Annotated in this window: 17 protein-coding genes; 6 read left to right on the top strand and 11 right to left on the bottom strand. The window is 58.6% G+C overall.

The window, feature by feature from the left end; genetic code table 11:
- Nucleotides 1-69 precede the first annotated feature (69 nt).
- Complete coding sequence (locus Q0Y02_RS13085; protein WP_297769204.1) at nucleotides 70-1,392, top strand: rhomboid family intramembrane serine protease; 1,323 nt, start codon at nucleotides 70-72, stop codon at nucleotides 1,390-1,392.
- Here Q0Y02_RS13085 and Q0Y02_RS13080 read toward each other — a convergent pair.
- The 8 genes from Q0Y02_RS13080 to Q0Y02_RS13045 all read right to left on the bottom strand — a co-directional run bounded on the left by Q0Y02_RS13080 (nucleotide 1,376) and on the right by Q0Y02_RS13045 (nucleotide 13,524).
- Nucleotides 1,376-2,776, bottom strand: coding sequence for a hypothetical protein (locus Q0Y02_RS13080; protein WP_297769201.1), 1,401 nt, complete (start codon nucleotides 2,774-2,776; stop codon nucleotides 1,376-1,378). The two genes, Q0Y02_RS13085 and Q0Y02_RS13080, sit on opposite strands and share 17 nt — an antisense overlap.
- A 30-nt stretch (nucleotides 2,777-2,806) precedes the next feature.
- A complete protein-coding gene (locus tag Q0Y02_RS13075; RefSeq protein ID WP_297769450.1) occupies nucleotides 2,807-3,445 on the bottom strand; it encodes an alpha/beta fold hydrolase in 639 nt (212 codons plus the stop codon).
- Nucleotides 3,445-4,062 carry a TetR family transcriptional regulator gene (locus Q0Y02_RS13070; RefSeq protein ID WP_297769198.1) on the bottom strand — a complete coding sequence of 206 codons (618 nt, stop codon included), beginning with the start codon at nucleotides 4,060-4,062 and terminating at the stop codon, nucleotides 3,445-3,447. Before Q0Y02_RS13070 ends, Q0Y02_RS13075 begins: the two co-directional genes overlap by 1 nt.
- 184 nt (nucleotides 4,063-4,246) lie before the next feature.
- Complete coding sequence (locus Q0Y02_RS13065; RefSeq protein ID WP_297769195.1) at nucleotides 4,247-5,008, bottom strand: SDR family oxidoreductase; 762 nt, start codon at nucleotides 5,006-5,008, stop codon at nucleotides 4,247-4,249.
- A gap of 168 nt (nucleotides 5,009-5,176) precedes the next feature.
- Nucleotides 5,177-6,232 carry a PA0069 family radical SAM protein gene (locus Q0Y02_RS13060; RefSeq protein ID WP_297769192.1) on the bottom strand — a complete coding sequence of 352 codons (1,056 nt, stop codon included), beginning with the start codon at nucleotides 6,230-6,232 and terminating at the stop codon, nucleotides 5,177-5,179.
- Nucleotides 6,233-6,438: 206 nt separating this feature from the next.
- Complete coding sequence (locus Q0Y02_RS13055; protein ID WP_297769189.1) at nucleotides 6,439-11,250, bottom strand: NAD-glutamate dehydrogenase; 4,812 nt, start codon at nucleotides 11,248-11,250, stop codon at nucleotides 6,439-6,441.
- 264 nt (nucleotides 11,251-11,514) lie between these two features.
- Nucleotides 11,515-11,829: a DUF2288 domain-containing protein gene (locus Q0Y02_RS13050; RefSeq protein ID WP_272979952.1), complete on the bottom strand. Its 315-nt coding sequence runs from the start codon at nucleotides 11,827-11,829 to the stop codon at nucleotides 11,515-11,517.
- 282 nt (nucleotides 11,830-12,111) lie between these two features.
- A complete protein-coding gene (locus tag Q0Y02_RS13045) occupies nucleotides 12,112-13,524 on the bottom strand; it encodes an alkaline phosphatase D family protein (RefSeq protein ID WP_297769182.1) in 1,413 nt (470 codons plus the stop codon).
- A 129-nt stretch (nucleotides 13,525-13,653) separates the two neighbouring features.
- Between Q0Y02_RS13045 and Q0Y02_RS13040 the strand changes: the two genes are divergently transcribed.
- The gene (locus Q0Y02_RS13040; RefSeq protein ID WP_297769179.1) at nucleotides 13,654-16,452 is read left to right on the top strand and encodes a hybrid sensor histidine kinase/response regulator; all 2,799 of its coding nucleotides are present in this window, start codon (nucleotides 13,654-13,656) and stop codon (nucleotides 16,450-16,452) included.
- Here Q0Y02_RS13040 and Q0Y02_RS13035 read toward each other — a convergent pair.
- The gene (locus Q0Y02_RS13035; protein WP_297769176.1) at nucleotides 16,419-18,509 is read right to left on the bottom strand and encodes an ATP-binding protein; all 2,091 of its coding nucleotides are present in this window, start codon (nucleotides 18,507-18,509) and stop codon (nucleotides 16,419-16,421) included. The two genes, Q0Y02_RS13040 and Q0Y02_RS13035, sit on opposite strands and share 34 nt — an antisense overlap.
- Before the next feature lie 247 nt (nucleotides 18,510-18,756).
- Between Q0Y02_RS13035 and metG the strand changes: the two genes are divergently transcribed.
- The 4 genes from metG to Q0Y02_RS13015 all read left to right on the top strand — a co-directional run bounded on the left by metG (nucleotide 18,757) and on the right by Q0Y02_RS13015 (nucleotide 23,865).
- Nucleotides 18,757-20,787 carry a methionine--tRNA ligase gene (metG, locus tag Q0Y02_RS13030; RefSeq protein WP_297769173.1) on the top strand — a complete coding sequence of 677 codons (2,031 nt, stop codon included), beginning with the start codon at nucleotides 18,757-18,759 and terminating at the stop codon, nucleotides 20,785-20,787.
- A gap of 202 nt (nucleotides 20,788-20,989) precedes the next feature.
- Nucleotides 20,990-21,775 carry a class II aldolase/adducin family protein gene (locus tag Q0Y02_RS13025; protein ID WP_297769169.1) on the top strand — a complete coding sequence of 262 codons (786 nt, stop codon included), beginning with the start codon at nucleotides 20,990-20,992 and terminating at the stop codon, nucleotides 21,773-21,775.
- A gap of 275 nt (nucleotides 21,776-22,050) precedes the next feature.
- On the top strand, nucleotides 22,051-23,391 hold the full coding sequence (locus Q0Y02_RS13020; protein ID WP_297769166.1) for an oxygenase MpaB family protein: 1,341 nt from the start codon (nucleotides 22,051-22,053) through the stop codon (nucleotides 23,389-23,391).
- 117 nt (nucleotides 23,392-23,508) lie between these two features.
- Complete coding sequence (locus Q0Y02_RS13015; protein ID WP_297769163.1) at nucleotides 23,509-23,865, top strand: hypothetical protein; 357 nt, start codon at nucleotides 23,509-23,511, stop codon at nucleotides 23,863-23,865.
- Here Q0Y02_RS13015 and Q0Y02_RS13010 read toward each other — a convergent pair.
- On the bottom strand, nucleotides 23,862-24,233 hold the full coding sequence (locus Q0Y02_RS13010) for a hypothetical protein (RefSeq protein ID WP_297769160.1): 372 nt from the start codon (nucleotides 24,231-24,233) through the stop codon (nucleotides 23,862-23,864). The two genes, Q0Y02_RS13015 and Q0Y02_RS13010, sit on opposite strands and share 4 nt — an antisense overlap.
- 199 nt (nucleotides 24,234-24,432) lie before the next feature.
- Nucleotides 24,433-24,822, bottom strand: a complete 390-nt coding sequence (locus tag Q0Y02_RS13005; RefSeq protein ID WP_297769157.1) for a hypothetical protein — start codon at nucleotides 24,820-24,822, stop codon at nucleotides 24,433-24,435.
- Nucleotides 24,823-25,588: the final 766 nt, after the last annotated feature.

The following is a 25,588-nucleotide window of genomic DNA, read 5'->3' as shown; positions in this document are numbered from 1 at the left end:
GCGGAGCTCTGACAGCCCTCCCCCACTGGCAAGGATGACGCTACACTGTCGCCGAAAAGGGGGAACCACATGCTTATCGTACCTGTCGGTGACAAGGAAGCGCGCCGCACTACGCCCTGGATCTGCATTCTGCTGATCCTGATCAATATTGTCGTCTATGCCTGGACCACTCACCAGGATCTGCAAAGAGATGACCCGCTGACGCCAGAACAGGCCGATCTGCTGGCGGACTATGAAGTGGATTTGCTTCTTCATTGGCTATCACAGCAGGACAGCAGGACCTATGCCGATGCCGTGGCCATGAGCAACAAGGGTGCGGATTTCATGATGGCCTACGGCTGGTACGATCAGGCATTCGCCCTGCATGTTCACCAGTACTGGCAGCAACACCCCCCTGCCAACCAGTGGCGCCAGCTTCGCAACGACCTTGAAGCCTGGCTGCATCAGCAATCGACTATTCGCTGGGGGCTGATTCCCAATGATCCCGGCCTGGCTACCCTGCTCAGCTCCCAGTTCATGCATGGTGACTGGTTTCATCTTCTCGGCAACATGCTGTTCCTGATCATGTTTGGCATTGCCATGGAACGGCATTGGGGTGCCCGGCGTTTCCTGACTGCTTATCTGCTTTGTGGCATAGGTGCAGGCCTGTTGTTTATCGCATCCGCTCCGGACAGCGGCATTCCACTGGTGGGGGCATCCGGCGCCATTTCCGGCCTGATGGGATTGTTTGCCGGCACATTCCGTCTGCGCAAGCTGGAGTTTTTTTACACGCTGGGATTTTTCTTCGGCAGCTTCCGGGCACCGGCACTGGTGCTGTTTCCGGTATGGCTGGGCTGGGAACTGATACAGGCGGCGACAATGAACAGCAATGTCGCTTATATGGCTCACGCCGGCGGCCTGTTGACCGGGCTGGCTCTGGCGTTCCTGCTTCCTTTCACCGGGCAACCGAACCGGCTGAAAGACACTCAGCCCGACACTGGCGGGGACGACACACAGGTGCCTGCAATATGCCAGCAACTGGCCGAACAATTACGCTTTGATGATGCCCAGTCCCGTTGCCGTCAATGGCTTGCCAACCACCCGAAAAGCCGCCCCTTATGGTTTTTCTTCCTGCAGATGGGCCTGCGCCGCAAACAGCTGGATGCGGCCATGAAAGAAGCGCTAAAAACCTTGAGCCAACGGCAGGACAGCGACGCCCTGCTGGGATTGCTATGGCAGGAATACGAACGGCTCGGCGGAGATATCCGCACCCTGCCCCCCGCCCATCAACTACTGCTGGGCGAGCTGGCCTGGCGCCAACAGCGTCGCAAACGGGTGCGCGAGATCTTGCAGGATCTGGAAAAGAAACAGTGGCAACATCCCCGCCTTGAGAGGCTTAGCCAGCGTCTTTAAGACGCTGGAACACTTGCCTGGCTTCGCAGGATTCCTGACTCTGAAATTGATCAGGAAAATGCTTTTCTACAAAGGCCAACAACTTGCCGGATCGGATCAAATCCCCGTCCAGCTCCATATAAAGTCGCGCCAGCAGCACGTAGGCCTCACCCAACAACGGGAATCCTGGTGCCCGTTGATGCAGGTTTACCAATAAATGCCGAGCTTCTTTCAATCGCCCTCTTTGGTACAGTGCCTGCGCTAACGACAGCGTCAAACTTCCCTCTTCATCAAAGCGAAATCCAGGCTGTTGCTGCTGGACTTCCAGCCAGATCTGCACAGCGGATCCATCGTTGCCACTGGCAAATTGCTGGCGAAGAAAACGAGCAAGATGCGCCTGCCAGGGTTTGTCCTTTTCCAGCAAGCGCAACAGACGCAGCCGGCGCCAGTTCAGTTCCTGGTGCATTGGGGCGGTATTGAGGCCACGATTCACCACGCCCAGCGCATCATCAAAACGCCCTTCCTGAGCATAGATGTGGGCAGAACCCAGCGCTTCTGCCACATCAAAATCATCAGCGGCCAGAGAACGCCCCCGGGGTTCATCTTCTGCCAGCCCCAGTTCGCGAGCTTTTTCATTGAGCATGGCGCCCATCATGGCAGAGGCAACAATCGTCGTATAAACCGAGAACGCCGTGCCCAGAAATACCAACAATTGAAAATCACTCTGGGTTTGCAGTAACGACGGAGCCGCCGTCACCGCCATAACGGCAAACCACAAAAGCAGATAGGACAGCCCGACAGTGACCACCAGCTGCAACCAGCGCAACGGGTTCAACGCCATGCGCAGAGATCGACTCACTGCAAGAATCATCACCGCCGCCGGCAACACCAGCGCAGCCAGGGCCAGCAGCCCCATGGCCAGAACCATGGACGTTGACACCAGCAACAGGGGCACCGTAAACAAGGTAATCAACAGGACGATTTGCTTGACCAGCAAGCCTCCCTCGGACATCACATCCATCGGGGATGGCGGCACCCAGTCATTGCCGGCGACCTCCGCGATCACTACCAGCGAATAAACAAACAGGGTGAGAGCCAGAAACAATAACAACAGGCCCGTAAGCAGCCCCAGAGGCAGCACACTGGCAATGCCCAGAGACAGAATCAGCCATAACGCCGGCGGCTTGAGCGGGTATTGCAGGATTTCCCCGGAGCGCTGCCAGAATGGCGTTCCAGGCTCACCATCGCCCTGCCAGTCCAGTTGTTGGCTGCACAACACACAGCGCGGCAGACCAGGACGAAAATTCTCTTCTCCACCGGGCACACACTGCCCACAAAACCGTTTGCTGCACCCGGAGCAATGCCAGCTCCCTGGCTTCTTCAGGTGATAATTACAGGCTTCCATGTCACTCCCTTTCCCTTCCCTACCGGCACGTCATTGTGCCTCTCTTATTTCCCTGATGAACCATGCTGCCCTGACAGCAGCGTCGCCAATCAAATCGGTCTGCTCAAGACCACTGCGCTTTAGTGGTCGAAAATCATGATCCCCATGGGGCAGCCAGTGTAAAGAGATGGCTTGCGGCAAACCATAATTCGTCACCTCCTGCGGCTTGCCGAAGGGGTCACGTTCACCCTGGCAAATCAGCATGGGGACAGCCAGATGTGGCAGATGCTCAGTGCGGGTTTTCTCCGGTTTTCCCGGTGGGTGAAACGGATAACCCAACGCCACCACGCCATGGATAGGTGGGCAGTCGGCTTGCGCTGCCAGCAGTGATGCCATGCGGCCGCCCATGGACTTGCCACCGATCCAGATCGGCAGGTTGTCGTCCGGTAATGCCGCCAGAACGTCCCGGAAGTGCGCCAGCAACTGCGGGGCGCGATTGGGTGGGAACTTGCGCTGTTCCTGGCGACGACGCGCCATATAGGGAAACTCGAACCGGACTACGGAGATTCCCTGATCGGCCACTGCCTCCGCCATGGCGTTCATGAAGTCACTGTCCATGGGCGCGCCGGCGCCGTGGGCCAGCACCAACAGCGCCACAGGCTGCTCGGCCCGGTTCCACAGCAAATCCATCACAGCGCCATCTCCAGCGCCTTGAGCTGAGCCTGCAACGCCGCTTGGAAATCCACCCGAAAAAGATCCAGCCCGGGGGCATCCAGCACCTTTTCAACCACCGGTGCCGGATGACTGACAGCCCAGCAACCAATCAAGGTTTGCTGTACCTGCATCAGATAAGTGGCCGCCTTATCGCTGGACAGACCATAGGCCTGCTGCAGACGCTGAGCCAATTGCGCGAAATGCGCTAGCAGGGACTGTTTGAACGCCAGGGCCGCCGCCTCATCCAGATTCTGTTCCAGCACCGAGTGGAGGATCGCTGTAAGCCGGCAAAACAATGTGCGCGCCACCAGCATCTCCGACAAGGCCTGCCACAGTGGCAAACTGTCATCCACTGGCGCATGGCTTACCCGCTCCAGTTCATCCAGGTACAAGCCAAGAAACAGTGCTTCCTTGGAAGGGAAGTAACGATACAACGCTGCCTTGGTGACGCCGGCCCTGCGAGCAATGGAGGCAAGACTGATGGCTTCAAAACGCTCCTGCTCAAAGAAGGTTGCCGCCGCCGCAAGAATCTGGGCGCGCCGTTCGGCCTTCTGCTCCGGTGAGCGGGCACGCTGAAAAACACATTCGGCCATAGGGAACCTCTGTTTGAATCAGGAATCAGTGCCAGCTTTTAATCATGCAAGCATGATATCCGGCCGACATTATTATCCAGTCGGGACCTGTAGGGGGCGCTGAGCGCAGGGTGCAGCCCACCGTTTGGTGGTGCAGTTCGCCTAAGGCTCAGTGCACCCTACGCCAGAGATCCGCCAGCGCAGATTACGCCTGCAGCATGCCTGCCATGCGGCGGGTAATCATACGGGGCGAGAACTTGCCCATCCACACCAGCAACAAATTTTTCAGGCCGGGAATCACAATGGCGCGTCGGCGTCCTGCCAGGGATTTTTTCACCACCGCCTCGGTCGTCATGGTGCCGGCCTTGAACAACAAGGTATCGGTCATGTGGGCTTCGCTGGCAAATTCTGAATCGGTCGCACCGGGGCACAGAGCGCTGACCGCGATTCCGTTACCTTTCAGCTCTTCGTGCAGGCCTTCAGAAAACGACAAGACAAACGCCTTGGTGGCGTAATAAATAGTCATGTTCGGGCCAGCCTGGAAGGCCGCTGAAGACGCCACATTGATCACAAACGCCTCCTTTGCCTGCTTGAGCGCCGGCACCAGGCGCCAGGTCAGATCCACCAGAGCGGTGACATTCACCTGCACCATATCCAGCTGGCGCTGCAGATCCAGATCCGCAAACTGACCTCGGTCACCAAAACCTGCATTGTTGATCAGGCCAGTCACTCCGATCTGCTGTTGTTCCAGTGCCGTTACCAGCTCGGCCGAGGCGTCAGGCTGTGCCAGATCCGAGGCGATACAGGCGACCTCAATACCGTGTCGCTCACGCAACTCGCCAGCCAAGGCCTCAAGGCGATCCAGCCGTCGGGCCACCAAAACCAGGTTTTTCCCTTCCACCGCCAACTGCCGGGCAAATTCCTTACCAATACCGGCGCTGGCGCCAGTGATAACGACCGCTTGCATGCTTTCTCTCCATTAAGTAACCATTGGTCACTAATTTAGAGGAAAGGCCCGCCCCTGTAAATAACCAATGGTCACTTAACTGAAGTGCGCCTTATCACTACCTCTGGAGAGCCTTGGCTTTCACGGGAATCTTCACTTTGCGAGCAAAGCTCCAACAGCGCCATCGCTTCAGGCCATGCCTTCTGCCACGCCCCACAGGTTGAGCTGACCATGGGGGCCTGGCGGCACAAAGCCACTGCAATCCAGAGATTGCTCTTCCTGGGCCAGCAGTCCGGCCGCTTTGCAAGCAGATGCAAAACGCTGGCGCAGCAAATGCGCCCAGGCCCCCTGCCCGCTTTGTCGCTGGTGCCAGCGGCTGTCATAGACGGCACCACCATGGAGATCCCGCATCACCGACATCACCTTCTCCGCCCGCTCCGGGTAATGCTCGTGCAACCATTCCTCCCACAGCGGCCCCACTTCATGGGGCAATCGCAACACCACATAACCCGCCTGCTGAGCACCGGCCTGGGCCACCTGCTCGACAATATCTTCCAGCTCATGGTCGTTGATGAAGGGAATGACCGGCGCCACCAGAGCAGTCACTGGCACCCCGGCCCGGCTCAGCTCACGAATCACCTTGATACGCTCACGGCCACCACTGGCCCGGGGCTCCAGCTCGCCTTTGAGACGGTTATCCAGTGTGGTCACGGACACCGCCACCGACGCTCTGCCCTGGCGCGCCATGGGCGCAATCAGGTCAAGATCGCGCAGTACCAGGGTACTCTTGGTGATCAGGCTGAAGGGATGCTGGCAATCCACCAGCACCTGCAGCAATTCGCGGGTGATACGACGCTCTCTTTCAATGGGCTGGTAAGGATCTGTCACCGTGCCCAACACAATGGGGCGGCAGCGGTAAGAAGGCTTGCGCAGGCTGTCGCGAAGCACCTCCGCCGCATTGTCCTTGCAGAAGATTTCGCTCTCGAAATCCTGCCCCGGCGACAGATCCACATAGGCATGATTGGGGCGCGCATAGCAGTAGATGCAGCCATGCTCGCAACCCCGGTAAGGGTTGATGCTCTGCTCGAATGGCAGGTCCGGGCTGCGGTTGGTCATGATCAGGCTTTTCGCCTGTTCATGGTGATAGCGGGTGGGCCGGTTCACCGGCGCATCATCCATATCGCTATGGCTGGCGGCAAAGCGCCCCGGTATCTGGCTGAGGGTACCCCGGTTCAGAGCAGGCATAATGGCTCCTGTCGAATACTGTCTTTTTGTACAGTATATCGAGAAGAGCCCGGACTCAATACTTTTTAACCAACCTTGCCCAGCCAATCCGTTGGAGCCTTGCTTGCAAGGCGAATGGCGGCGATTTACTGCCAGCACTTGGCGAAACGGGCAACCCTTTCGCCTTGCGAGCAAGGCTCCAACGGGGGAGGTGGTGCCTGCGCCCCCTACAAACTCCTCAGCTTGCGCAACTCGCGCACCCCCACTGCCAGGGTCATGAAGTCGTGGGGACTGTCGGCCTGTAAGGTTTGCAGCCGGTGAATGCCGAAGGCGACCTTGCGCTTGGATTTTTCTTCCCAGGCAGCAAAGCGAGCGGCGGCATTGTCGCCCTCCTGTTCCAGCACCTTGGCAGCCACCTGACGATGCAGGCGATAAGAGTCCTCGCGCAGGTTGGCGCGGGCCAGGGCCTGCCAGCGACCCTGTACGCTCAGGTCGATGATGGCGGACAACAGCCAGAGGATCTGCAGGCGGTCGCCCACCAGGAAGTAGACCTCCGCCGCCAGTTTCAGCGGCACCTGAGCCTGGGAGGCCAATTCGATCACGTCCGGCGCACTGCCCAGCACCATGGTGTTGGCCAGCAGGCGAGCCTCTTTTTCCGGCACGCCATCGTCGCCCATACCGGCCACGGCCTGGTCCCATTCCTGGCGGTAAATGCCCGGCAGGATATCCGGCAGCATGGCTTCCAGCTCACCGATGGACTGGCGATAACGGTTGACCGCTTCCGCCACCGGGCGGCGGCCCCACTTGTAATGAATCAGCCAGGTGGTGACATGCTTCATCAGGCCGATGACACGACCATAGAGGCGCAGCTGAACCTGGCTGTCCACCTTGCCATCCAGGCCATCCACCGGTGCCCAGTAAAGGTCCCCATCGAATACCGCATGGGCCATGGCATAGGCCTTGACGATACGGTGCAAGGACAGCCCATGCTCATCGGCATAACGGTGAACAAAGGAAAAGCCCATGCGATTGACCACCGCGTTGGACAGCACAGTAGCAATCAGCTCCCTGCGCAAACCATGGGCCAATAGATCCTCGCGGAAGGATTCCACCAACTCGCTCGGGAAGTAGTTGAGTACGTCCTGATCGAAGAAGGGGTCGTCCGGCACATCCGTGGCCAGCATGGCATCAAACAGGGCGTTCTTGGTGTAGGACAACAACACCGACAGTTCCGGCCGGGTCAGCCCCTTGCCACGGGTGCGTCGCTCGCTGAGCCCTTCATCATCCGGCAGGTATTCCACCGAGCGTGTGAGCGAGCCCTGGCGTTCCAGGGTGCGCAAGTGGTTGGCGTGTTCGTCGAGACGGCTGGCGGCATTGAATTCCAGCAGGCTCAGGGCCAGACATTGCACATAATTATCGCGCAGCACGGCCGTTGCCACGTCATCGGTCATCCGCTCCAGTAGCGGGTCACGGGTTTCCCGGTCCAGGCGACCATCACGTAGCCGCTGGTTGAGTGGAATCTTGATGTTCACTTCTCGGTCGGAGCTGTGCACACCACCGGAATTGTCGATGGCATCGGTGTTGATACAGCCGCCGTTCAGCGCGTACTCGATGCGGCCCAGCTGGGTCAGCCCCAGGTTGCCGCCCTCGCCCACCACCTGACAACGCAGGTCGCGACCATTGATGCGGATGGCATCATTCGCCCGGTCTCCCACCTGTGCCGGACTTTCGTTGTTCCCTTTTACGTAGGTGCCGATCCCCCCGTTCCAGAGCAGCTCCACCGGTGCCTTGAGGATGGCGGTGATCAACTCCGCCGGTGTCAGGGTGCGTTGCTCAATACCCAGAGCGTCGCAGGCCTGCTGACTGAGAGTGATGCTTTTGGCACTGCGCGACCAGACCCCGCCACCGTCGGAAATCAGCGACGCATCGAAATCCTCCCAGGTGGTACCCCGCGTGGTGAATAGCCGCTGACGTTCGACAAAGGTGGTCTCCGGGTCCGGGTCCGGATCAATGAAGATATGCATGTGGTTGAAGGCCGCCACCAGCTTGATCTGTTCAGACAACAGCATGCCGTTGCCGAACACATCGCCGCCCATATCGCCGATGCCCACCACGGTAAAGGGCGTTGTCTGGATATCCTTGCCCGCTTCCCGGAAGTGACGCTTGACGCTTTCCCAGGCACCGCGGGCAGTAATGCCCATCTTCTTGTGGTCATAGCCGGCGCTGCCGCCGGAGGCAAAAGCATCACCCAGCCAGAAACCGTATTCTTCGGCCAGGCCATTGGCGATATCAGAAAAGGTGGCGGTGCCCTTGTCGGCGGCCACCACCAGATAGGGATCATCGCCATCATGGCGAACCACGGCGGCCGGCGGCACTACCTGATCTGCGACCCGGTTATCAGTGATATCCAACAGCCCGCGAATAAATTCCTTGTAACAGGTGACACCCTGCTGCTGCCAGGCGTCCCGGTCCGCCGGGGTGCCCCGTTTGAGCACAAAGCCGCCCTTGGCCCCCACCGGCACGATAATGGCGTTCTTCACCATCTGCGCCTTCACCAGGCCCAACACCTCGGTACGAAAATCCTCACGCCGGTCGGACCAGCGCAGCCCGCCCCTGGCCACCGGACCACCGCGCAGGTGAATACCCTCCATCTGGGGTGAATAGACGAAGGTTTCATACATGGGCAGCGGCGGCGGCAGTTCCGATACCTGACTCGGGTCCAGCTTCAGGCTCACGTAGGACTTGTCGTGGCCGGCCGCATCCGGTTGGTAGAAATTGGTACGCAAGCCGGCCCGCACCACACTGAGGAAGGCACGTAACACCCGATCTGCATCCAGCGAGGCCACCTGGTCCAGCTGGTGATCCAGGGTCTGGGCCAGCTTGATGCCCTCGTTTTTGCGGCGCTCGTCGCTGATTGCGGGGTCAAAACGGGTTTCAAACAGCTGCACCAGGGAACGGGCAATGCTGGCATGGTCCGCCAGCAACTGTTCCATATAGTTCTGCGAATAGGGCAAACCGGTCTGTACCAGGTACTTGGTCAGCGTCCGCAAACAGACGATCTGCCGGGAATTGAGACCGGCCAACAGTACCAACCGGTTAAGGCCGTCGTTTTCCGTGTTGCCGTGCCAGCATTCCAGAAACGCCTCCTCAAAAAAGCGCTTCTGCTGCACCGGCCCCAGCGCGCAGTCGCCATGCACCTGCACATCGAACACCTGCACCCACTGGGCCCCACCATCACGGGGCATGACCTGAGTAGGCTCCTGTCTCACCACTCGCAGACCGAAATTTTCCAGTGCGGGCAGCACATCTGACAGGCCAATCGGTTTGTTCTGGCTATAGAGACGCAGGCTGGTGGGGCAGGCAGCCCCGTCGCCGCTATTGATGGATAGCGAGGGCAGCACCGGCTGGCGGTCATTCAATTGCGCCAGGTAGTGAATATCCGCCGCAGCTTCCATCGGGTCAGTGCTTTCCTGATAGCCCAACGGGAAAGCGTCGCCATAGCGCTGCGCCAGCGCGGCACCCTCTTCGCCATGCTCACCCTCCTGACGCAGGATGTCGCGAAGCTGATCAGCCCAGGTGCGGGTGACTGCCAACAAGCGTTCTTCCACCTGGGCCTGTGACATGGCCAGATGGGTCCCCTGGGGAATGCGGATAATGCAATGAATCCGTGCCAGCCCCTCACGCAGAAAATCCACCGTGCGTTCCACCGAACTGCCATTGCAGAGCTGCTTCAACTCGGCGGTGACATGATCACGCAGTTCCCGGGAATAACGCTCCCGGCTCAGATAAACCATGCAGGAATAGAACCGCCCATAACGATCTCGTCGCATGAACAGACTGAGGTGGTGACGGTCCCGCAGGGCACGGATCCCCATGCAAATGCTATAGAGCTCCTCTTCACTGCACTGGAACAGTTCGTCTCTGGGTAACTGATAGATGATGTCGCGCAGATGTTTGCCAGAGTGGGACCGTTCGGGCAGACGGGAGCGATCCAACACATAATTGACCTTGCGACGGATCAACGGAATGTCCCGGGGGCGATTGATATAGGCATCCAGCGAGAACAAGCCGATGTAACGATCGGTCCCCTCAACGGTGCCGTCCTCGGCCAACCGTTTTACCGATACCACATCCATGTAATGGGGATGGTGGATCGGCGAACGGGCGTTGGCCTTGGTCACCACCACCAGACGACCATGGGCAATGTACTTGGCCATCTCGTCGTGGGGAGCAATAAATTCTTCCGCGTTGGCATAACGGCTGCCGGGCCGGGCCAGGCCGAGCCCGGCATCATGATCCAGGGAAAGCTTGATGCCATCATCCACAGGCTCTGCCCGCGAGCGGGCATAGCCCAGAAAGGTAAAATGGTCCAGTGACAACCAGTCAATAAAGGCCCGGGCCTCGGCAAGCTCTTCCTGGTCACGACCGGGAAAATCCGCAGAGAGATTTTTCTGCGTGGCTTCCAGGTTATCCAGCATGGCCGGGAAATCCTGCACCACCAGACGCAATTCACCCAGCACCTGCTCCAGGGATTCCTGAAGATGCTCATAGGCCTCGTCGCTGGCCAGGGGTTCGAATTCTACATAGACCAGGGATTCCGCCGGATTCTCGCCATCGCCAACGCCGACCACCCGGGTCATGTGCCCATGAGTATCACGAAGCACCTGGATCACTGGATGAATGGTCCAGTCGATGGCCGTCCCCGCATCTCGTACTGCCATGGCGATCGAATCCACCAGAAATGGCACGTCATCGGTCACCGTTCGCAGCGCCGCCAGCCCACCTGGGCGGGTGGGTGGCTTCAAATGAATCAGGGTTTCTTCAGGGTGGCGCTGGAAGGCCATCATCCAGTGTTGCTGGGCGATATGAAAAAGCTGCTCGGGGGTACGGGCGGTGAGCGCCGCCTGGCTGCTCATTTCAAAATAAGCCGCCATGAAACTGCGGAACAGGGGCTGATGTTCAACCCCGACGTGGGCGGTAGCCAGCGCTTCAAGCTGGGCCTGTAACAGGGCCTGGCGCTGCGCGACGTCATCCTGCATCGAATCCTCCGGCGTCCGTTCGGGCGCGCCGGCAAGGGGCCAGCGGCCTCGGTTTCACTCTATACCGGAGGAATAGACCAATACCAGCCCGTTGCCGTGATTTGATCGGCAAAGTGCCACAGGGGGAGACAGGAAAGCAGTAGCGCGCACAACCAGGCTTTATCGCTGCGTAGGGTGCACTGAGCCTAAGGCGAACTACACCATTCCGGCGGCGAATCGGTGCAGTTCGCCTTAGGCTCAGTGCACCCTACGTTTCTAGCAGTCTTACTGCACCTGCACCGGCTGCACCAGCACCCAGGGCATCACCACCACCGTCCATAGGCCCTGATCGATCTCAAACCACTTGGCGGCCTGATCATCAGTGACCTTGTCCACCTGCCCCTTGTCCCGCCACAGAGACAGGGTATCGGCCTGGTCTTCTGAAAACGCCAGTGCCACCTCGATCAGATCCAGTTCTGGTGCCACATAGACCGTCTGGCCACGGGCGAAAAACGGCTGCAGCTCTTTCCAGCTGGCCTTGGCGGTTTCCTGATTGAGTTTGGCTTTGAGAATATCGCGATCTGCGGATGAGTCAGACATGGGCGGCTCCGTGTTCAGGGCCGTGCATTATCCGTATTCGAGGGGGTGCAATCAAAGAGGGAAAAAGAACGCCCGCCACTTGGGGAATGGCGGGCGGGCTGTACCGGGGCCGAAATTGAACATCCTTGTTCGATTGCGTCCTTGCGAGATCCACTTTAGGGAAACCGCCGGGGCGGCATAAGACGCGATTGGCTACATCTTCTGTAAGCCATTTGCCATAGGTGGACGTGGTGGCCCCGGCAAGCCATGGGGATTATTGCAGGAACGCACCAGCAACCTGGATCAACGCCAGCGAATCTGACGGCTTGCCTCGCTTATCGGCCGCTGCCTGCGATCGAACAGCTGGAAGCTGGCACCCTCGGCGCTCAAGCTCACCTCGGAGAAGGCGTTATCGCTGAATACCTCGCCGGGGACTTCCACCCGGCCCAGAGGCTTGCCCCAGCCCCCATGGAGCACACCCGGCACCCGAATCATGGGGCGATACCAACGGAACGCCCGCAGCGCGGTGGGCCAGAACAAACCGGAGCAGGTCCAGCTATGCACCTGCTTGCCACCGTTCAACGTCAAACAGGCGTAGAGAGAGGCGTGCACATCCCCACTCAGCACCACCAGCTTGTCGCTACGGCTGCGCCCCATAGCCTCCAGCAACCGCTGGCGCTGGTGCATGAACCCCTCCCAGGCATCCTTGCCGCGGAACGGGCGTCGCTGTTCCGGGAACAGCAGGACGGAGGTGACCAGCACCTTGATGCGGTCCGGGTCACGATCCAGCCACTCGATAAAAGCCTGCTCCTGAATATCGCCGATCATGCGGCGCTGCCAGGGCCAGCGACTCAATACCCGCTCGGTGCGCACATCCATGACAAAGAAATCCGCCGGCCCCCGCGAAAAGGTGTACCAGAACCGGTCCGGATCACGATCCAGATAGGTGCCCGCCTGATTCAGGGGTGCCGCCGGAGAATGGGAGGCCTGATAAATCTGATAGGCCTTGATGGCGGCGGGATATTTGCTGGTCCACAACTCTGCATTAGCCCGTGCTGGCCAGTTATTCTCGATCTCGTGATCATCAAGGATCATGTAGCTGTTGGTATGCCGCAGCAATTTCGCCAGGTGGGGCTGGGAAAAACTTTCCCGATAAAGCGCATCAAAATCCTCTCGGGTAGTGGCAGCACCGAACATATACATGGAATCGGCGTACACCTGATCTCCGCCGAAAAGGACAAAATCCGGTTTCGAGCTATCCGCCCGCGAGGACATTTCGGCAAAAATCTTGTCTGCCCGATCATCCTGAATTTCACCATCCAGGCCGACAAACCGGTAACAACAGGAGCCGAAAAAAAAGCGCGTGGCATCCGCATCCGGCTGATTGGTAAGAAACTCTCCCTGATCGGCGGTATCCCAGTCCAGCGCCACCTCATCTTCCGTAGCCACCCAGCCAGCCTGATATTCATAGCGGGTGCCGGGCTGCAACTGATTGAGAATCACCACACCGGAGCCATCGAAATTGCCGTTAAGCCGAAACTCTCTCGCCGGAGACCAGTCAGTGCTTCCCTTGCTGCGCCAGCGAATCCGCCCCCACAACCATTTTTTTCCGGCTCCCAGCTTCCCTTTTGGCAGCGCTCCGAACACTCTTACATGGGTGTCACCGGCCTCACCCACCACCGGCCCTACGGCAAAACGGTTCACACTTTGACTCATGGCTTATGTCCCCCCTGCATTGAGCCCCCCGGCCCACGCTGCTAGCATCACGGTTAAGCGGTGCAGGCAGCCTCATGGTCACTCGTCCGGGCCCGAAATAAACGGCACCCTCTGTCAGGAATAAAAACGTTGCTCAAGGATGCGAAAACTGCCTTTATTCTGCTTATTGCCTTTCTCTCACTCGGGCTGACATCAGCCGTATGGGCTAACGGTCCCGAGCTGCAGATTATTGGCGAAAAGCAGGAAGAACTACACCCCTATCAAGGGCTGGATTACTTCTGTACCCCTGCGGCACAGTCGCCGACCATTAATGCCCTGCAAAAACGCCCGACGTTACCCTGGCAATCCAGCCGGGGAGAAATGCCAAACCTGGGATTCACCAATCAGCACTGCTGGTTCCGATTTGCCGTGCGGAATCAGAACCCCCGGCACAGCGATTGGCAGCTGCTGGTTGATTACGCCATGCTTGGCGAGCTGGACGTCTACCAGCTGGATGCCGGCGGCACCCTGATCAGTCACTTCCAGGCCGGCATGGATCGGGATTTTGCCGTTCGCCCGGGCAACTACCCTACTCCCGCTTTCCCGCTGTCTCTGCCCAGCGGCAAGGACAGCAGTTTTTATCTCAAGGTCACCTCTCCCCACAGCATCCAGTTGCCTATACAACTGCTTAGCCAGGAACAATTCGCTCGCTCCTCGCAGAACCAGACCATTATCCAGGGACTCTTTTTCGGCGGCATGCTGGTGATGATTCTCTACAACCTGTCGCTGTTTTTCTCCATTCGCGAAAAGGTCTACCTGCTATATGTGTGCTGGTCGGCGGTGGTCACCCTGTTCCTGGCGGTACTCCACGGCTATGCCCACCGTTACCTGTGGCCGCATTCTCCGCTTGTCAGCCAGTACATCATTCACTACCTGCTACCCTTGATCGTGCTGCTGCCGCCGTTGTTTACGCTGCATTTTCTGTCGCTGCGGGAAAAGGCGCCGCGCCTGGCGGTATGGCTGAAAGGCCTGGTGATTATCGGTACGTTGCTGTTTCTCGCCGCCCCCTTTACCAGCCGGGGTTTCCTGATTCCGATTTCCGTCAGCGCCATTCTGGTGATGGACTTCAGCATCCTGGTGGTCGGCCTGTTACGTGCCCGCGCCGGCGACCCGGACGCCCGTATTTTCACCATTGCCTGGGCCTGCTTCATTACCGGTGTAGCGGCCATGGCGCTGAACAAATACGGCGTACTGCCCCGCACCAGCCTCACGGAAAACCTGGTCCAGACCGGTGTGTTCCTGGAAGTCATTCTGTTGTCACTGGCGCTGGCCCGGCGCATCAGCCGACTCAAGGAAGCCCATTCCGACTCCATTCGCGAAAAAGCGATTGCGGAAATGGAAGCCTTCAAAGCCGGCGCTCGCAACCATGCCAAGAGCGAATTCCTGGCTACCATGAGTCATGAAATCCGCACCCCCATGAATGGCATCATGGGTATGACCGACTTGCTGCGTCGCACCTCCATGACCCAGCAGCAGGCTCAGTATGTGGGCACCATCTACCAGTCCACCCAGTCCCTGCTCACCGTCATTAACGACATTCTCGATTATTCCAAGATTGAATCCGGCAAGCTGGAGCTGGATTACCAGAGCGTGCAGCTGGAAAGCATTGTCGACGACTGTGTGCGGCTGTTTGCCCTGCGTTCCAGCGAGAAACAACTGCCGCTGTATATCCATATCGACAGCCGCGTTCCCGAACGCATCAAGACCGACCCGATCCGTCTCAAGCAGATCATTACCAACCTGCTCAGCAATGCCTTCAAATTCACCGAGCGAGGCAATGTCTCGCTGCACGTCACCGTGAAACAACCGGTGAATGAAAAAAACCTCTGCGTGCTGATGTTTGAAGTGGTGGATACCGGTGTCGGCCTGGACGAAGGGCAGCAGAACAGTTTGTTCCAGGCATTCCACGAGCTGTCCGGCAAGGGCAAACATACTGGCGCCGGTCTCGGGCTGGTGATCTGCAAACGGCTGATCGAACTGCTCAATGGCGATATCGGTGTGTCCAGCTCGCTGGGCCGTGGCGCCACCTTCTGGCTGTCCCTGCCGGTGGAAGTGGAAAAACCGCAAAGCAAACCGGTATTGAGCAACCGCAGTGCCCTGCTCATTTCCAATACCCCGGCCCAGTTGCTGAGCCTGTCCCAGATTCTCACGCGCTGGGGAGCCAAGACCCTGGAATACCGTGATGTGGAAAGCGCTCTGGATCCGGCCAATCCGTCACGGCCGGTGGACTTTGTCATCGCCGAGCATGCGGTGCTGGAAAACCCGCAGTATGTGCAACGGCTGAAACAACACTTCGGTAACCCGGTGCTGGTACTGCTACACCCCACCGGCAAACCGCTGAGCGACAATCTGCCCGAGAACCTGTTGCTGATCGAAACGCCGTTCTCCTGTCAGGCTCTCAAACGCAGCCTACTCACCGGCCATGACGAACAGCTTGCCCAACAAAGCGCTGAAGAACCCGCCATCGTGCTGGACAAGGGCAACGCCCTGAACGTGATCGTGGCCGAAGATAACCCGGTCAATCAGCTGGTGATCGACAGCATTCTCAAATCCCTGGGTATCTACGCGACCCTGGTAAGTGACGGCGAGCAGGCTCTGGAACTGGTTGGCGAACAACCCGGTTACTGGGACATCATCTTCATGGATTGTGAGATGCCGGTGATGGACGGTTACCAGGCAACCCGGGAAATCCGCACCCTGGAGCAGGCATCCACCGCTCACCCACATTGCTGGATTATCGCCCTGTCAGCCCATGCCACCGGCGATTATGTACAAAAAGCCCGCGACGCCGGCGTGGATGACTACCTGAGCAAACCGGTTTCCCAGCAACAGGTGCGCGAAGCGCTCCATCGCGGTCAGGTCGCTACCCCTTCAGGGATCTCTGGCTGAGCAAGCAACCCTGCACACACGGTAATCAGTTGTTTCACGCGAATGGGCTTGCCAAGGAAGGCATTGCAGCCCGCATCCATGCAGCGCTGGCGGTCCACCGCCAGTACGTTGGCGGTTAATGCCAGTATCGGGCCCGCAAAACCCCGGTCACGAAGAGCCTGGGCGGTTTCATAGCCGTCCATCACCGGCATCTGCATATCCAGCACCACCAGATCAAAACTGTCCTCGGTATAATAACGGCAGGCTTCGCGCCCATCCTCGGCTTCAACCACCTGCATACCGGATTTTTCCAGCACTTTGCGGACAAACAAACGATTCACCGCGTTATCTTCCACGAGTAACACCCGGCCTTTCAGCTCCATGGCGGTCCCGGCCAGTTCAGGCAGCTGCTGGGCCGCAGCGTCCCGCATATCCACTTCAGTCGCCTGAGACAGTGGCATTGCCAGGGAGAAATGGCTGCCCTTGTTCAGCTCACTGAACACCGAGATATCACCACCCTGGGAACGGGCCAGCTGGCGGGCAATGCTTAACCCCAGCCCGGTTCCTGTATAGCGACGGGAATGGGAAGCGTCCGCCTGGGAAAACGGCTGAAAAATCTTCTGTTGCTCCGCGTCACTGATGCCAATGCCGGAATCCTCCACCGACACCTGCAGCTGCTGCTCCACTTCCGACCAGCTAGCGCGGACCTGAACCTGGCCTTCCTCAGTGAACTTCACTGCATTGCCTACCAGGTTCACCAGAATCTGGCGTAGCCGGAAGGCATCGCCACACACGGTCATCGGCATGGCCGAGAGATAATTGAGACCAAGATCAATCTGCTTTTCCTGCGCCCGTAATTGCAGACTATCGACCACTTCATCCAGTAGCTCGGTCACGGAAAACAGACGCTGCTCGTTATGTAATTGCCCCGCCTCGATACGCGACAGGTCCAGCACATCATTAATCAGTGCCAGCAGGGCATCGCCATTCTGCTGAATAATGGTGAGATAACGATTCTGATCTGCCTGGCTCAGGGAACCATCACGCAACAGTTCGGTATAACCGAGAATCGCCGTCATCGGGGTGCGGATTTCATGGCTGATATTGGCCAGAAACTGACTCTTGGTCTGGCTCGCCTCTTCCGCCTGACGGCGGGCATCCGCCAGCTGGGTCTGGGCGTGGTTGATGCTGTCCACCATGGCGTTGAAATCTTCCGCCAGGGCACCGATTTCATCGTTACCCAGCACCGGCACCCGCTGGTCCAGCGCCCCTCCCCGGGCGATGGAACGCACCGCGTTATGCACCAGGTTCAAGCGTCCGAACAACATCGGCTGAATCCGGTAGTTGATCACCATCACGGTAAGCCCGGCCAGCACCGCCATGATCAATCCGATCACCAATACCGACAGGTTCAAGGATTTGTAGCCATCGCGAGGCAGTTCCACCACTACTTCCAGCGGATTGCCACCGAGAAAATCCGGCACAGGAAAACGCCCGAGCAACTGATCACTCTCAGCCACAGTCAGGCCACGTTGCGGCTTCAATGAAGCGGGCACCTCGCGCACGTACAACGCGTGGCCCACCCGGTCCGACAGATAGCTCATCCAGTCACTGTCCAGCCATACCCCCAGCAGGTAGGCCTGGCAGCCCACCTCCACCGCAGTGCTGAACAACAGGGGGCGGCCCTCCACCTTTACCACTCCCCAGATCGGCATGCAGCCCTGCTCGTCAAACCGCTCCGCCAGGGTGGCAAACACCGGAGACGCGATCTCATCGGCGCCGTTATTCCACACCACCGAGCTGCCTCGCAGTTCCATCATCAGATCCAGATACCCTAACCCCCCCTGATTGGTAGGCGGTTTGTCCGGCTGCTGACTCCAGTCCTGCGCCCGCACCCGCAGGATGGAAAGCTGATCCAGGAACGAGGCCTCCACCTTTTCCAGCTCCCGCTCGGCGTTGCGCTCGGTGAGGGTTTCCACCAGCGACAGGTTCACCCAATACAACGCCACGGTGGCCAGGGCCACACAACATGCCGCAGAAATCACCAGCAACCACCGAATGCGCACTCTCAGTGACATCGTTACCTTCCCCTGACCGGGTGGCCGGACGGCAAAAGGTGCCGTCCCATGGCCTGCGTGAGCCCCCGGAATCACTTGCTTGAAAGAATTGTTTTGAGGCGAAACCCTAGCACAAGATTCCCCGCAGCGGGCCCCTGCTGTCATCAGCGGTGGCAGATGCCGCACAGCCGTTCACCCACAGGATGAAAAAGCCCCGCCGCACCCGTATCATAGGCCACCCTTTTTCCGGAATGACGACGTCGACCCCATGAGTGACACGCCCCGCAAAATCCTGGTGACCAGTGCCCTTCCCTACGCCAACGGCCCCATTCACCTGGGCCACCTGCTGGAATACATCCAGACCGACATCTGGGTACGCTTCCAGAAACTGCGCGGCGAGCAGTGCACCTATGTGTGCGCCGACGATGCCCACGGCACCGCCATCATGCTCAAGGCGGAAGAAAACGGCATCACCCCGGAGCAACAAATTGCGCAAGTAAAAGCGGACCACGAGAAGGACTTCGCCGACTTCCAGATCCAGTTCGACAACTACTACAGCACCCACAGCCCGGAAAACCGTGCCCTGTCGGAAATGGTGTTCCAGCGCAACAAGGACGCCGGCTATATCGTCGAGAAGACCATTACCCAGCTCTACGACCCGCAAAAAGGCATGTTCCTGGCGGACCGCTTCGTCAAGGGCACCTGCCCCAAGTGCAAATCCGAAGACCAGTACGGCGACAACTGTGAAGTGTGCGGCGCCACCTACACCCCGGCGGAGCTGATCGAACCCTACTCCTCCGTCAGCGGCGCCACCCCGGTGGAAAAGGAAACCACCCAGCTGTTCTTCGATCTGCCCAAGTTCGAGCCCCTGCTGCGCGAATGGACCCGCTCCGGCGCCCTGCAGGAGCAGGTGGCCAACAAGCTGCAGGAATGGATCGAAGACCTGCAGCCCTGGGACATCTCCCGCGAAGCCCCCTACTTCGGCTTCGAAATCCCCGGCTACCCGGGCAAATACTTCTACGTGTGGCTGGACGCGCCCATCGGCTACATGGCCAGCTTCCAGAACTACTGCGACCGGGAAGGCCTGAGTTTCGACGACTACTGGGGCAAGGAATCCACCGCCGAGCTGTACCACTTTATCGGCAAGGACATCATCAACTTCCACGGCCTGTTCTGGCCCGCCATGCTCGACGGCGCCGGCCTGCGCAAACCCACCGCCATCTACAGCCACGGCTTCGTCACCGTGAACGGCGCCAAGATGTCCAAGTCCCGCGGCACCTTTATCAAGGCACGCACCTACCTGGATCACCTGGGCCCGGAATACCTGCGCTACTACTTCGCTGCCAAGCTCTCCAGCCGGGTGGATGACTTCGACCTGAACCTGGAAGACTTCGCCCAGCGAGTGAACTCCGACCTGGTGGGCAAACTGGTGAACATCGCCAGCCGCACCGGCAACTTCGTGAAGAAATTCGGCGGCACCCTCAGCGACGAGCTGGACAACCCGCTGCTGGTTCGCGAAGTACAGGAAGCGGCACCGCGCCTTGCCGACTTCTACGAGAAGCGCGAATTCGGCAAGGCCATGCGCGAAATCATGGCCCTGGCGGACCACGCCAACGGCTACATCGCCGACAAGGCCCCCTGGACCCTGGCCAAGGAAGACGGCAAGGAACAGGAAGTGCTGGCCATCTGCACCACCGCCATCAACGTGTTCCGCCTGCTGGTGATCTACCTGAAGCCGGTACTGCCGGCCCTGGCCGAGCGCGCGGAAGCCTTCCTGCAGGTGGAGCCGCTGACCTGGAACGACAGCGACACCCTGCTGTTGGGCCACGAGATCGCCAAGTTCAAACCGCTGCTCAACCGCATCGACATGTCGCAGATCGAAAGCATGCTCACTGCTTCCAAGGAAGACGTCCCGGCCAAACCGGCCAGCAGCAAAAACGAACCGAAAAAGGCCGACGACGTGGCAGACGACACCATCACCATCGATGACTTCCTCAAGGTAAAACTGCGTGTGGCCCGCGTAGCCAAAGCCGCCCATGTGGAAGGGGCCGACAAGCTGCTGCAGCTCACCCTGGACGTGGGCGAACTGGGCGAACGCAATGTGTTTGCCGGCATCAAGGCCAAATACAGCCCGGAAGACCTGGAAGGCAAACTGGTGGTACTGGTGGCCAACCTGGCCCCGCGCAAGATGAAGTTCGGCGTTTCCGAAGGCATGGTGCTGGCCGCCGGCCCCGGCGGTGAGGACATCCACATCCTCAGCCCCGACAGTGGTGCACAGCCCGGTATGGAAGTGCGCTAACCCGGCACCGATCCCCGCTCCCCTCGTGGGAGCGGTGGTGCCACCGCGAATGCGTTCCTTCCCGAACTCACCCCGACATCCCTCCCCTGTGCCGTTACCGCCATCTTTGCGGCCAGCCACGACGTACAATCGCTTTCCCCTTGCCCCGGATAAGGTCTTTCCCTCTACACTGTAAAAACGAAAAACAAGGGAGAGCGCTACCATGAACCGCCAGGCAACATTGACCCCGGATGCCATCCAGTCCAAGAAAAACACCGTCAGCGCAGAAGAATGGCAACTGCGTGTGGATCTGGCCGCCGCCTACCGGCTGATCGCCCTGCACGGCTGGGACGACCTGATCTTTACCCACCTGTCTGCCCGCATCCCCGGCGACGAGCATCACTTCCTGATCAATCCCTACGGCATGATGTTCGACGAGATCACCGCTTCCAGCCTGGTGCGCGTGGATCAGGCCGGCAACAAACTCGATGACAGTGACTTCGATATCAACCCGGCGGGCTTCACCATCCACAGCGCCATCCACGCCGTGCGCGAGGATGCCAACTGCGTGATGCACACCCACACCACCGCCGGTGTGGCCGTGTCCGCCCAGCAGGAAGGCCTGCTCGCTCTGTCGCAACAGAGCCTGTTCCCGCTGGCCAGCCTGGCCTACCACGACTACGAAGGCGTGGCCCTGCGTGAAGACGAAAAGGCCCGCCTGCAGGCCGACCTGGGCGACGCCAACTTCATGATCCTGCGCAACCATGGCCTGCTCACCGTGGGCAGCAGCATCGCCGATGCCTTCCTGGGCATGTTCATCCTCCAGCGCGCCTGCGAAATCCAGCTCCAGGCCCTGTCCGGCAACCGCCCGCTCACCCCGATCCCGGATGGCATCGTCAACACCATCAAACAGCAGGCGTCCCAGGTCACCAAAGGCATGGGCGGCAACCTGGCCTGGCCCGGCCTGCTGCGCAAACTGGACCGCCAGAACCCCGGCTACGAGAAATAAACCCGCACGCTCCTACAGCACCAAGCTTGCCTCTGTAGGAGCTATGCTTGCATGGCGAACCAACCCACCCCTTTCGCCATGCAAGCATAGCTCCTACAACACTTGGCCCAACCCAAACACCCAACCCAAATCTGTTTCCTCCCGCCCACTTTCCCCTGTCAAAGCAGGCCAAAACCGGCCAACCTATACAGAAAGGCGACTTCCGTTAATTGTCTTGCCAGACAGGTATACGCAATGTGTAGGGCATTGAAAGACACTGTCTACCGAGGTTACCGATGACACAGTCACTGGACGCACTCTGGGAAAAAGTTCGCTTACAGAAAACCCGGATTCCCTCTCTCTATGGCGATATCGATTTCGATGTCACCCCGGAGCGTTTCACCGATTCCATGGACATCCGCAGCACCCTGCCGAGCCATTTCGCCAGGAAGTACCGCGAAAAAATCCTCGCCGAGAATGAGAAAGTGGAGCGCGCCCGCGCCTACACCCTGCTGGGCGACACCGTGGCCGATGCCTACGCCGCGCTGATGCCGGAATACAGCTTCCGCGACCTGATCGGCATGCTCAAGAAAGCCTGCGACGAAGGACTCGACGCAGTCCCTGATGCGCCGCAGGAACTGGTGGACTTCATCACCGCCATGGAAACCACCCCGGACTGGGTGGACATGGACCTGGTACGCGAAGGCGCCCGTCTGAGCCGCAACCAGATGGCCAACCTGGCCCCCTACGTGATCCGTGGCGCCTTCGTGGCCACCTTCATGAACAAGTACTCCGGCCTGCCCATGGCCATCACCGGCACCCTGGCCAACGATTCGGTAAACCGGCGCATCAACGAAACCGCCAGCTTCTTCACCACCGCCACCCTGCCCGGCGCCCTGGAACGCTTCGGCCCCGGCTTCAAGGCCGCCGCCATGGTCCGCCTGATGCACTCCATGGTCCGCTTCAACATCCTCAAGCGCGTAAAAAAATGGGACCCGGCTATCTACGGCATCCCCATCCCCCAGGTAGACCAGATGCCCGCTGGCACCATGCCCGCCTACCTGGCCGCCTTCAAAGCCATGCGCAAGGGCCGCAAGCATTTCACCGACAACGAGCGGGCCATCGTCGAGCTGTCCCGCTACCAGTGCTTCCTGCTGGGCCTGCCCGAAGAACTGCTACCCGCCGAGGCGCCGGACATTATCGACACCATGCTCACCTACTCCGGCACCCTGCGCGAAGGCTACGACGACGACACCTGCGGCGAACTCACTCGCGCCACCATGTCCGTCTACCGCCCAAAGGACAACAAGCTCACCAGCAAGCTCCACAACCTGGTAGAGCGCAGCGTCTCCAAGGTGTTCTTCAACCAGGCATTTCTCGGCAAAAACGACAAATCCAAAGCGAAAGAAATGGGCGTGGAGCCGCACCTGATCGACTACGCCCTGTCCAGCATCGGCACGCTATTCATCATGCCCCGCCTGATCGCCTACCGGACACTGCAAGACATTCCCGTGGCCAACAAGGTTGCAGACAAGATATTGGTCAGGCGCATCAACGAGCTACTGGTGGACTATGGCCACGCGGAATTCACCACCGACGCGGCGCAGTACACTCCCACCATCAAAAGCGTTACCTGACCCATCCCACCCACTGTGGGAGCCGTCTCTCGGACGGCGATTTACCATCGCCATCCGAGAGCTCTTCCCTCTACGGCCCTGCTATGCTGTACGGCATGAGTCTTTCAGGAGAGGGTGATGAAAAAGACGCTTCTGATACTGCTGCCCTGCGTCATGGCCAGCCCCGCGAACGCTGATTCGCTACTACGCAAAAGCCAGAATCTGGCAGACTTTGATGACTTTCTATCCAGCCCATCCGTCAGCATTCGCCGGGAAACCAGCCAGGAGGAATTCGAGACCCTGTATTACGAGCTTCGTCAGGGAGAGAAAGTGGAAAATGGCTGCAGATTCAGCCACACGCTTGATGGCAAGGCTGGAGAAAAGCGACTCGCAAAGAGCATTGCTCAAGATATGCAGACTTGCACAAGACTCATGCTGATCGGCAGGCTGAGAGGATCAGCTCCGGAGCCAGTAAACGGGAATAACGCCCTCTAGACGCCCAGATACTCCCCGATCAGAAACGCATCCCCCTGCCCTTCCTGCTTGCCAAAGTAGCTCACCGGATCACGCTCACCGTTCTCAATAGAGCCGACCTCACAATCGATGGCGTATTGCTTGGCAAGATCATTGAACAGAGCGACCGGCGTCTTGAGCTGCGCCTTCTTCTTCACCGGCTGGCTGATACCCAGTTGCCAGTCCTCACAATCGTCACTCTCGCAGTCATTGATCAGAGTGACCTTGCCTGCTTCATTCTCATCCACATAAGTCTGCAACGCCGCTTGCAGGTCAGCCAGGTTGCGCTTGAGCTTCTTTTCTTGCTTTTCATCCAGGCGGTCGGAGGCGACGAGGAGGTAGACGAGCATATCGGAGTCCGGGGTTGGGATTGTGGGGCCACTTTACCACAATGGGGCGGCTTGCTGGTTTACGGAGAGAATCGATAGTGGCCCGAAGCCCCGGCCACAAGTCTGAGACGTCCGAGGACGTTTAGACCTTATATTAGCGCATGGGAAGATCTAAGCCTGTTTGCTTCTCGCTTTTTTATTGCGCGGTGCAAGATAAGCCCTACCGCCCTGACTTATTAGTGTTTTCATTCGAAGGACCAACAAGCCTACGAACCATAAACAAAGAAGGAACTAAGCACGCGACAGTGAATATAACTTGGTAGAATATTCTCCTTCTCTCTGACGATAAGAAATCTTCAACGATTTCCTCAGATCCTGGACTTGGACTTTCCAAGAGATATCCATTTGGGGCCTGCCAAGGCCCAGGAACATCTCCGGCAAGAAGAGAAAAGAAAACTGCCAGTACGACACCAGCAGCTAAAAGTGAAAATGTTGAGCTTACCTTTTTACTTGATGCAAATGTGAAAACTATGCTCGTGACAATTCCACAAAATGTGGGCACCAAAATCATGTAAGGGAAAACAATACTTACTTCAATTGTTTCATCCATATTCCCACCTCAAATACTTAACGCCGCCAGCACGCTCGGTTTTGTAGTGGAGGCGAAGCCGCAACGGAAAAGTCGTCGCCGTTCCTGGCCTTGCTAAAAGGTTTTACTTCCATAGCTGCCACCATCGCTTCCGGTTAACCAAGTTCATTTGCTTGGCTTTATCGTAGCAGGCTCCACAAAGCAGCTTTACGCCAGCAAACGCTTCAGATTCATCGTTCCATTCGCCTACGCGATTTGCGACATCCTCGCAGGCCGAACACCAAGAATCCGGACGGGGGTTCTCTGGACTTTCTTCCGAAGACCAGAATCCTCGCGGCTTTCCATCTCGTAGACTTTGCACTATATGCTGGCAAACATACGTCGCCTGCTGCTTGCCATGCTCGCAACATTCAACATAGTCACCCTCATCGCTCATTTGCATTGCCTTTTAACGCCCCAAACAGGGGCGCATATTTGCGTTTTGAGCGCAGCGAAGCAAAAATGTGTCCCTCTGCTTTGGCTGGTTAGGCGGCTCAGTTCGGATGCGTTACGGAACATAGACAAGCCCCACCGAAAATTGCGGCTTTCCGTTCAGTTCATTCATTTGGCCCGTGAGAACTAGATCGCTAGCTCCCTCGCCCTCAGTATATAAGTCAACCAAAACGTCCCAATGCTTCCCCATCCACTGCGCACATGATGTAGCCCATGTATCTTCCGGCAACTCCACCAAGAGCTCGCCATAGTTTCTGACGTATGCTCGGTTTTGAGAGGCAATTCCCGAGTCAAC

Origin of the sequence: uncultured Alcanivorax sp. (genome assembly GCF_947258575.1) — a bacterium.
GTDB lineage: Bacteria > Pseudomonadota > Gammaproteobacteria > Pseudomonadales > Alcanivoracaceae > Alcanivorax.
Note: the sequence above shows the minus strand (reverse complement) of the source record. Positions and strands in the feature narration are given on the sequence as shown.

What these genes read in the sequence shown, in the direction of transcription:
- Q0Y02_RS13085 (WP_297769204.1), top strand. Translation starts at nt 70, where the DNA reads ATGCTTATCGTACCTGTCGGTGACAAGGAAGCGCGCCGCACTACGCCC.
- Q0Y02_RS13080 (WP_297769201.1), bottom strand. Translation starts at nt 2,776, where the DNA reads ATGGAAGCCTGTAATTATCACCTGAAGAAGCCAGGGAGCTGGCATTGC.
- Q0Y02_RS13075 (WP_297769450.1), bottom strand. Translation starts at nt 3,445, where the DNA reads ATGGATTTGCTGTGGAACCGGGCCGAGCAGCCTGTGGCGCTGTTGGTG.
- Q0Y02_RS13070 (WP_297769198.1), bottom strand. Translation starts at nt 4,062, where the DNA reads ATGGCCGAATGTGTTTTTCAGCGTGCCCGCTCACCGGAGCAGAAGGCC.
- Q0Y02_RS13065 (WP_297769195.1), bottom strand. Translation starts at nt 5,008, where the DNA reads ATGCAAGCGGTCGTTATCACTGGCGCCAGCGCCGGTATTGGTAAGGAA.
- Q0Y02_RS13060 (WP_297769192.1), bottom strand. Translation starts at nt 6,232, where the DNA reads ATGCCTGCTCTGAACCGGGGTACCCTCAGCCAGATACCGGGGCGCTTT.
- Q0Y02_RS13055 (WP_297769189.1), bottom strand. Translation starts at nt 11,250, where the DNA reads ATGCAGGATGACGTCGCGCAGCGCCAGGCCCTGTTACAGGCCCAGCTT.
- Q0Y02_RS13050 (WP_272979952.1), bottom strand. Translation starts at nt 11,829, where the DNA reads ATGTCTGACTCATCCGCAGATCGCGATATTCTCAAAGCCAAACTCAAT.
- Q0Y02_RS13045 (WP_297769182.1), bottom strand. Translation starts at nt 13,524, where the DNA reads ATGAGTCAAAGTGTGAACCGTTTTGCCGTAGGGCCGGTGGTGGGTGAG.
- Q0Y02_RS13035 (WP_297769176.1), bottom strand. Translation starts at nt 18,509, where the DNA reads ATGTCACTGAGAGTGCGCATTCGGTGGTTGCTGGTGATTTCTGCGGCA.
- metG (WP_297769173.1), top strand. Translation starts at nt 18,757, where the DNA reads ATGAGTGACACGCCCCGCAAAATCCTGGTGACCAGTGCCCTTCCCTAC.
- Q0Y02_RS13025 (WP_297769169.1), top strand. Translation starts at nt 20,990, where the DNA reads ATGAACCGCCAGGCAACATTGACCCCGGATGCCATCCAGTCCAAGAAA.
- Q0Y02_RS13020 (WP_297769166.1), top strand. Translation starts at nt 22,051, where the DNA reads ATGACACAGTCACTGGACGCACTCTGGGAAAAAGTTCGCTTACAGAAA.
- Q0Y02_RS13015 (WP_297769163.1), top strand. Translation starts at nt 23,509, where the DNA reads ATGAAAAAGACGCTTCTGATACTGCTGCCCTGCGTCATGGCCAGCCCC.
- Q0Y02_RS13010 (WP_297769160.1), bottom strand. Translation starts at nt 24,233, where the DNA reads ATGCTCGTCTACCTCCTCGTCGCCTCCGACCGCCTGGATGAAAAGCAA.
- Q0Y02_RS13005 (WP_297769157.1), bottom strand. Translation starts at nt 24,822, where the DNA reads ATGGATGAAACAATTGAAGTAAGTATTGTTTTCCCTTACATGATTTTG.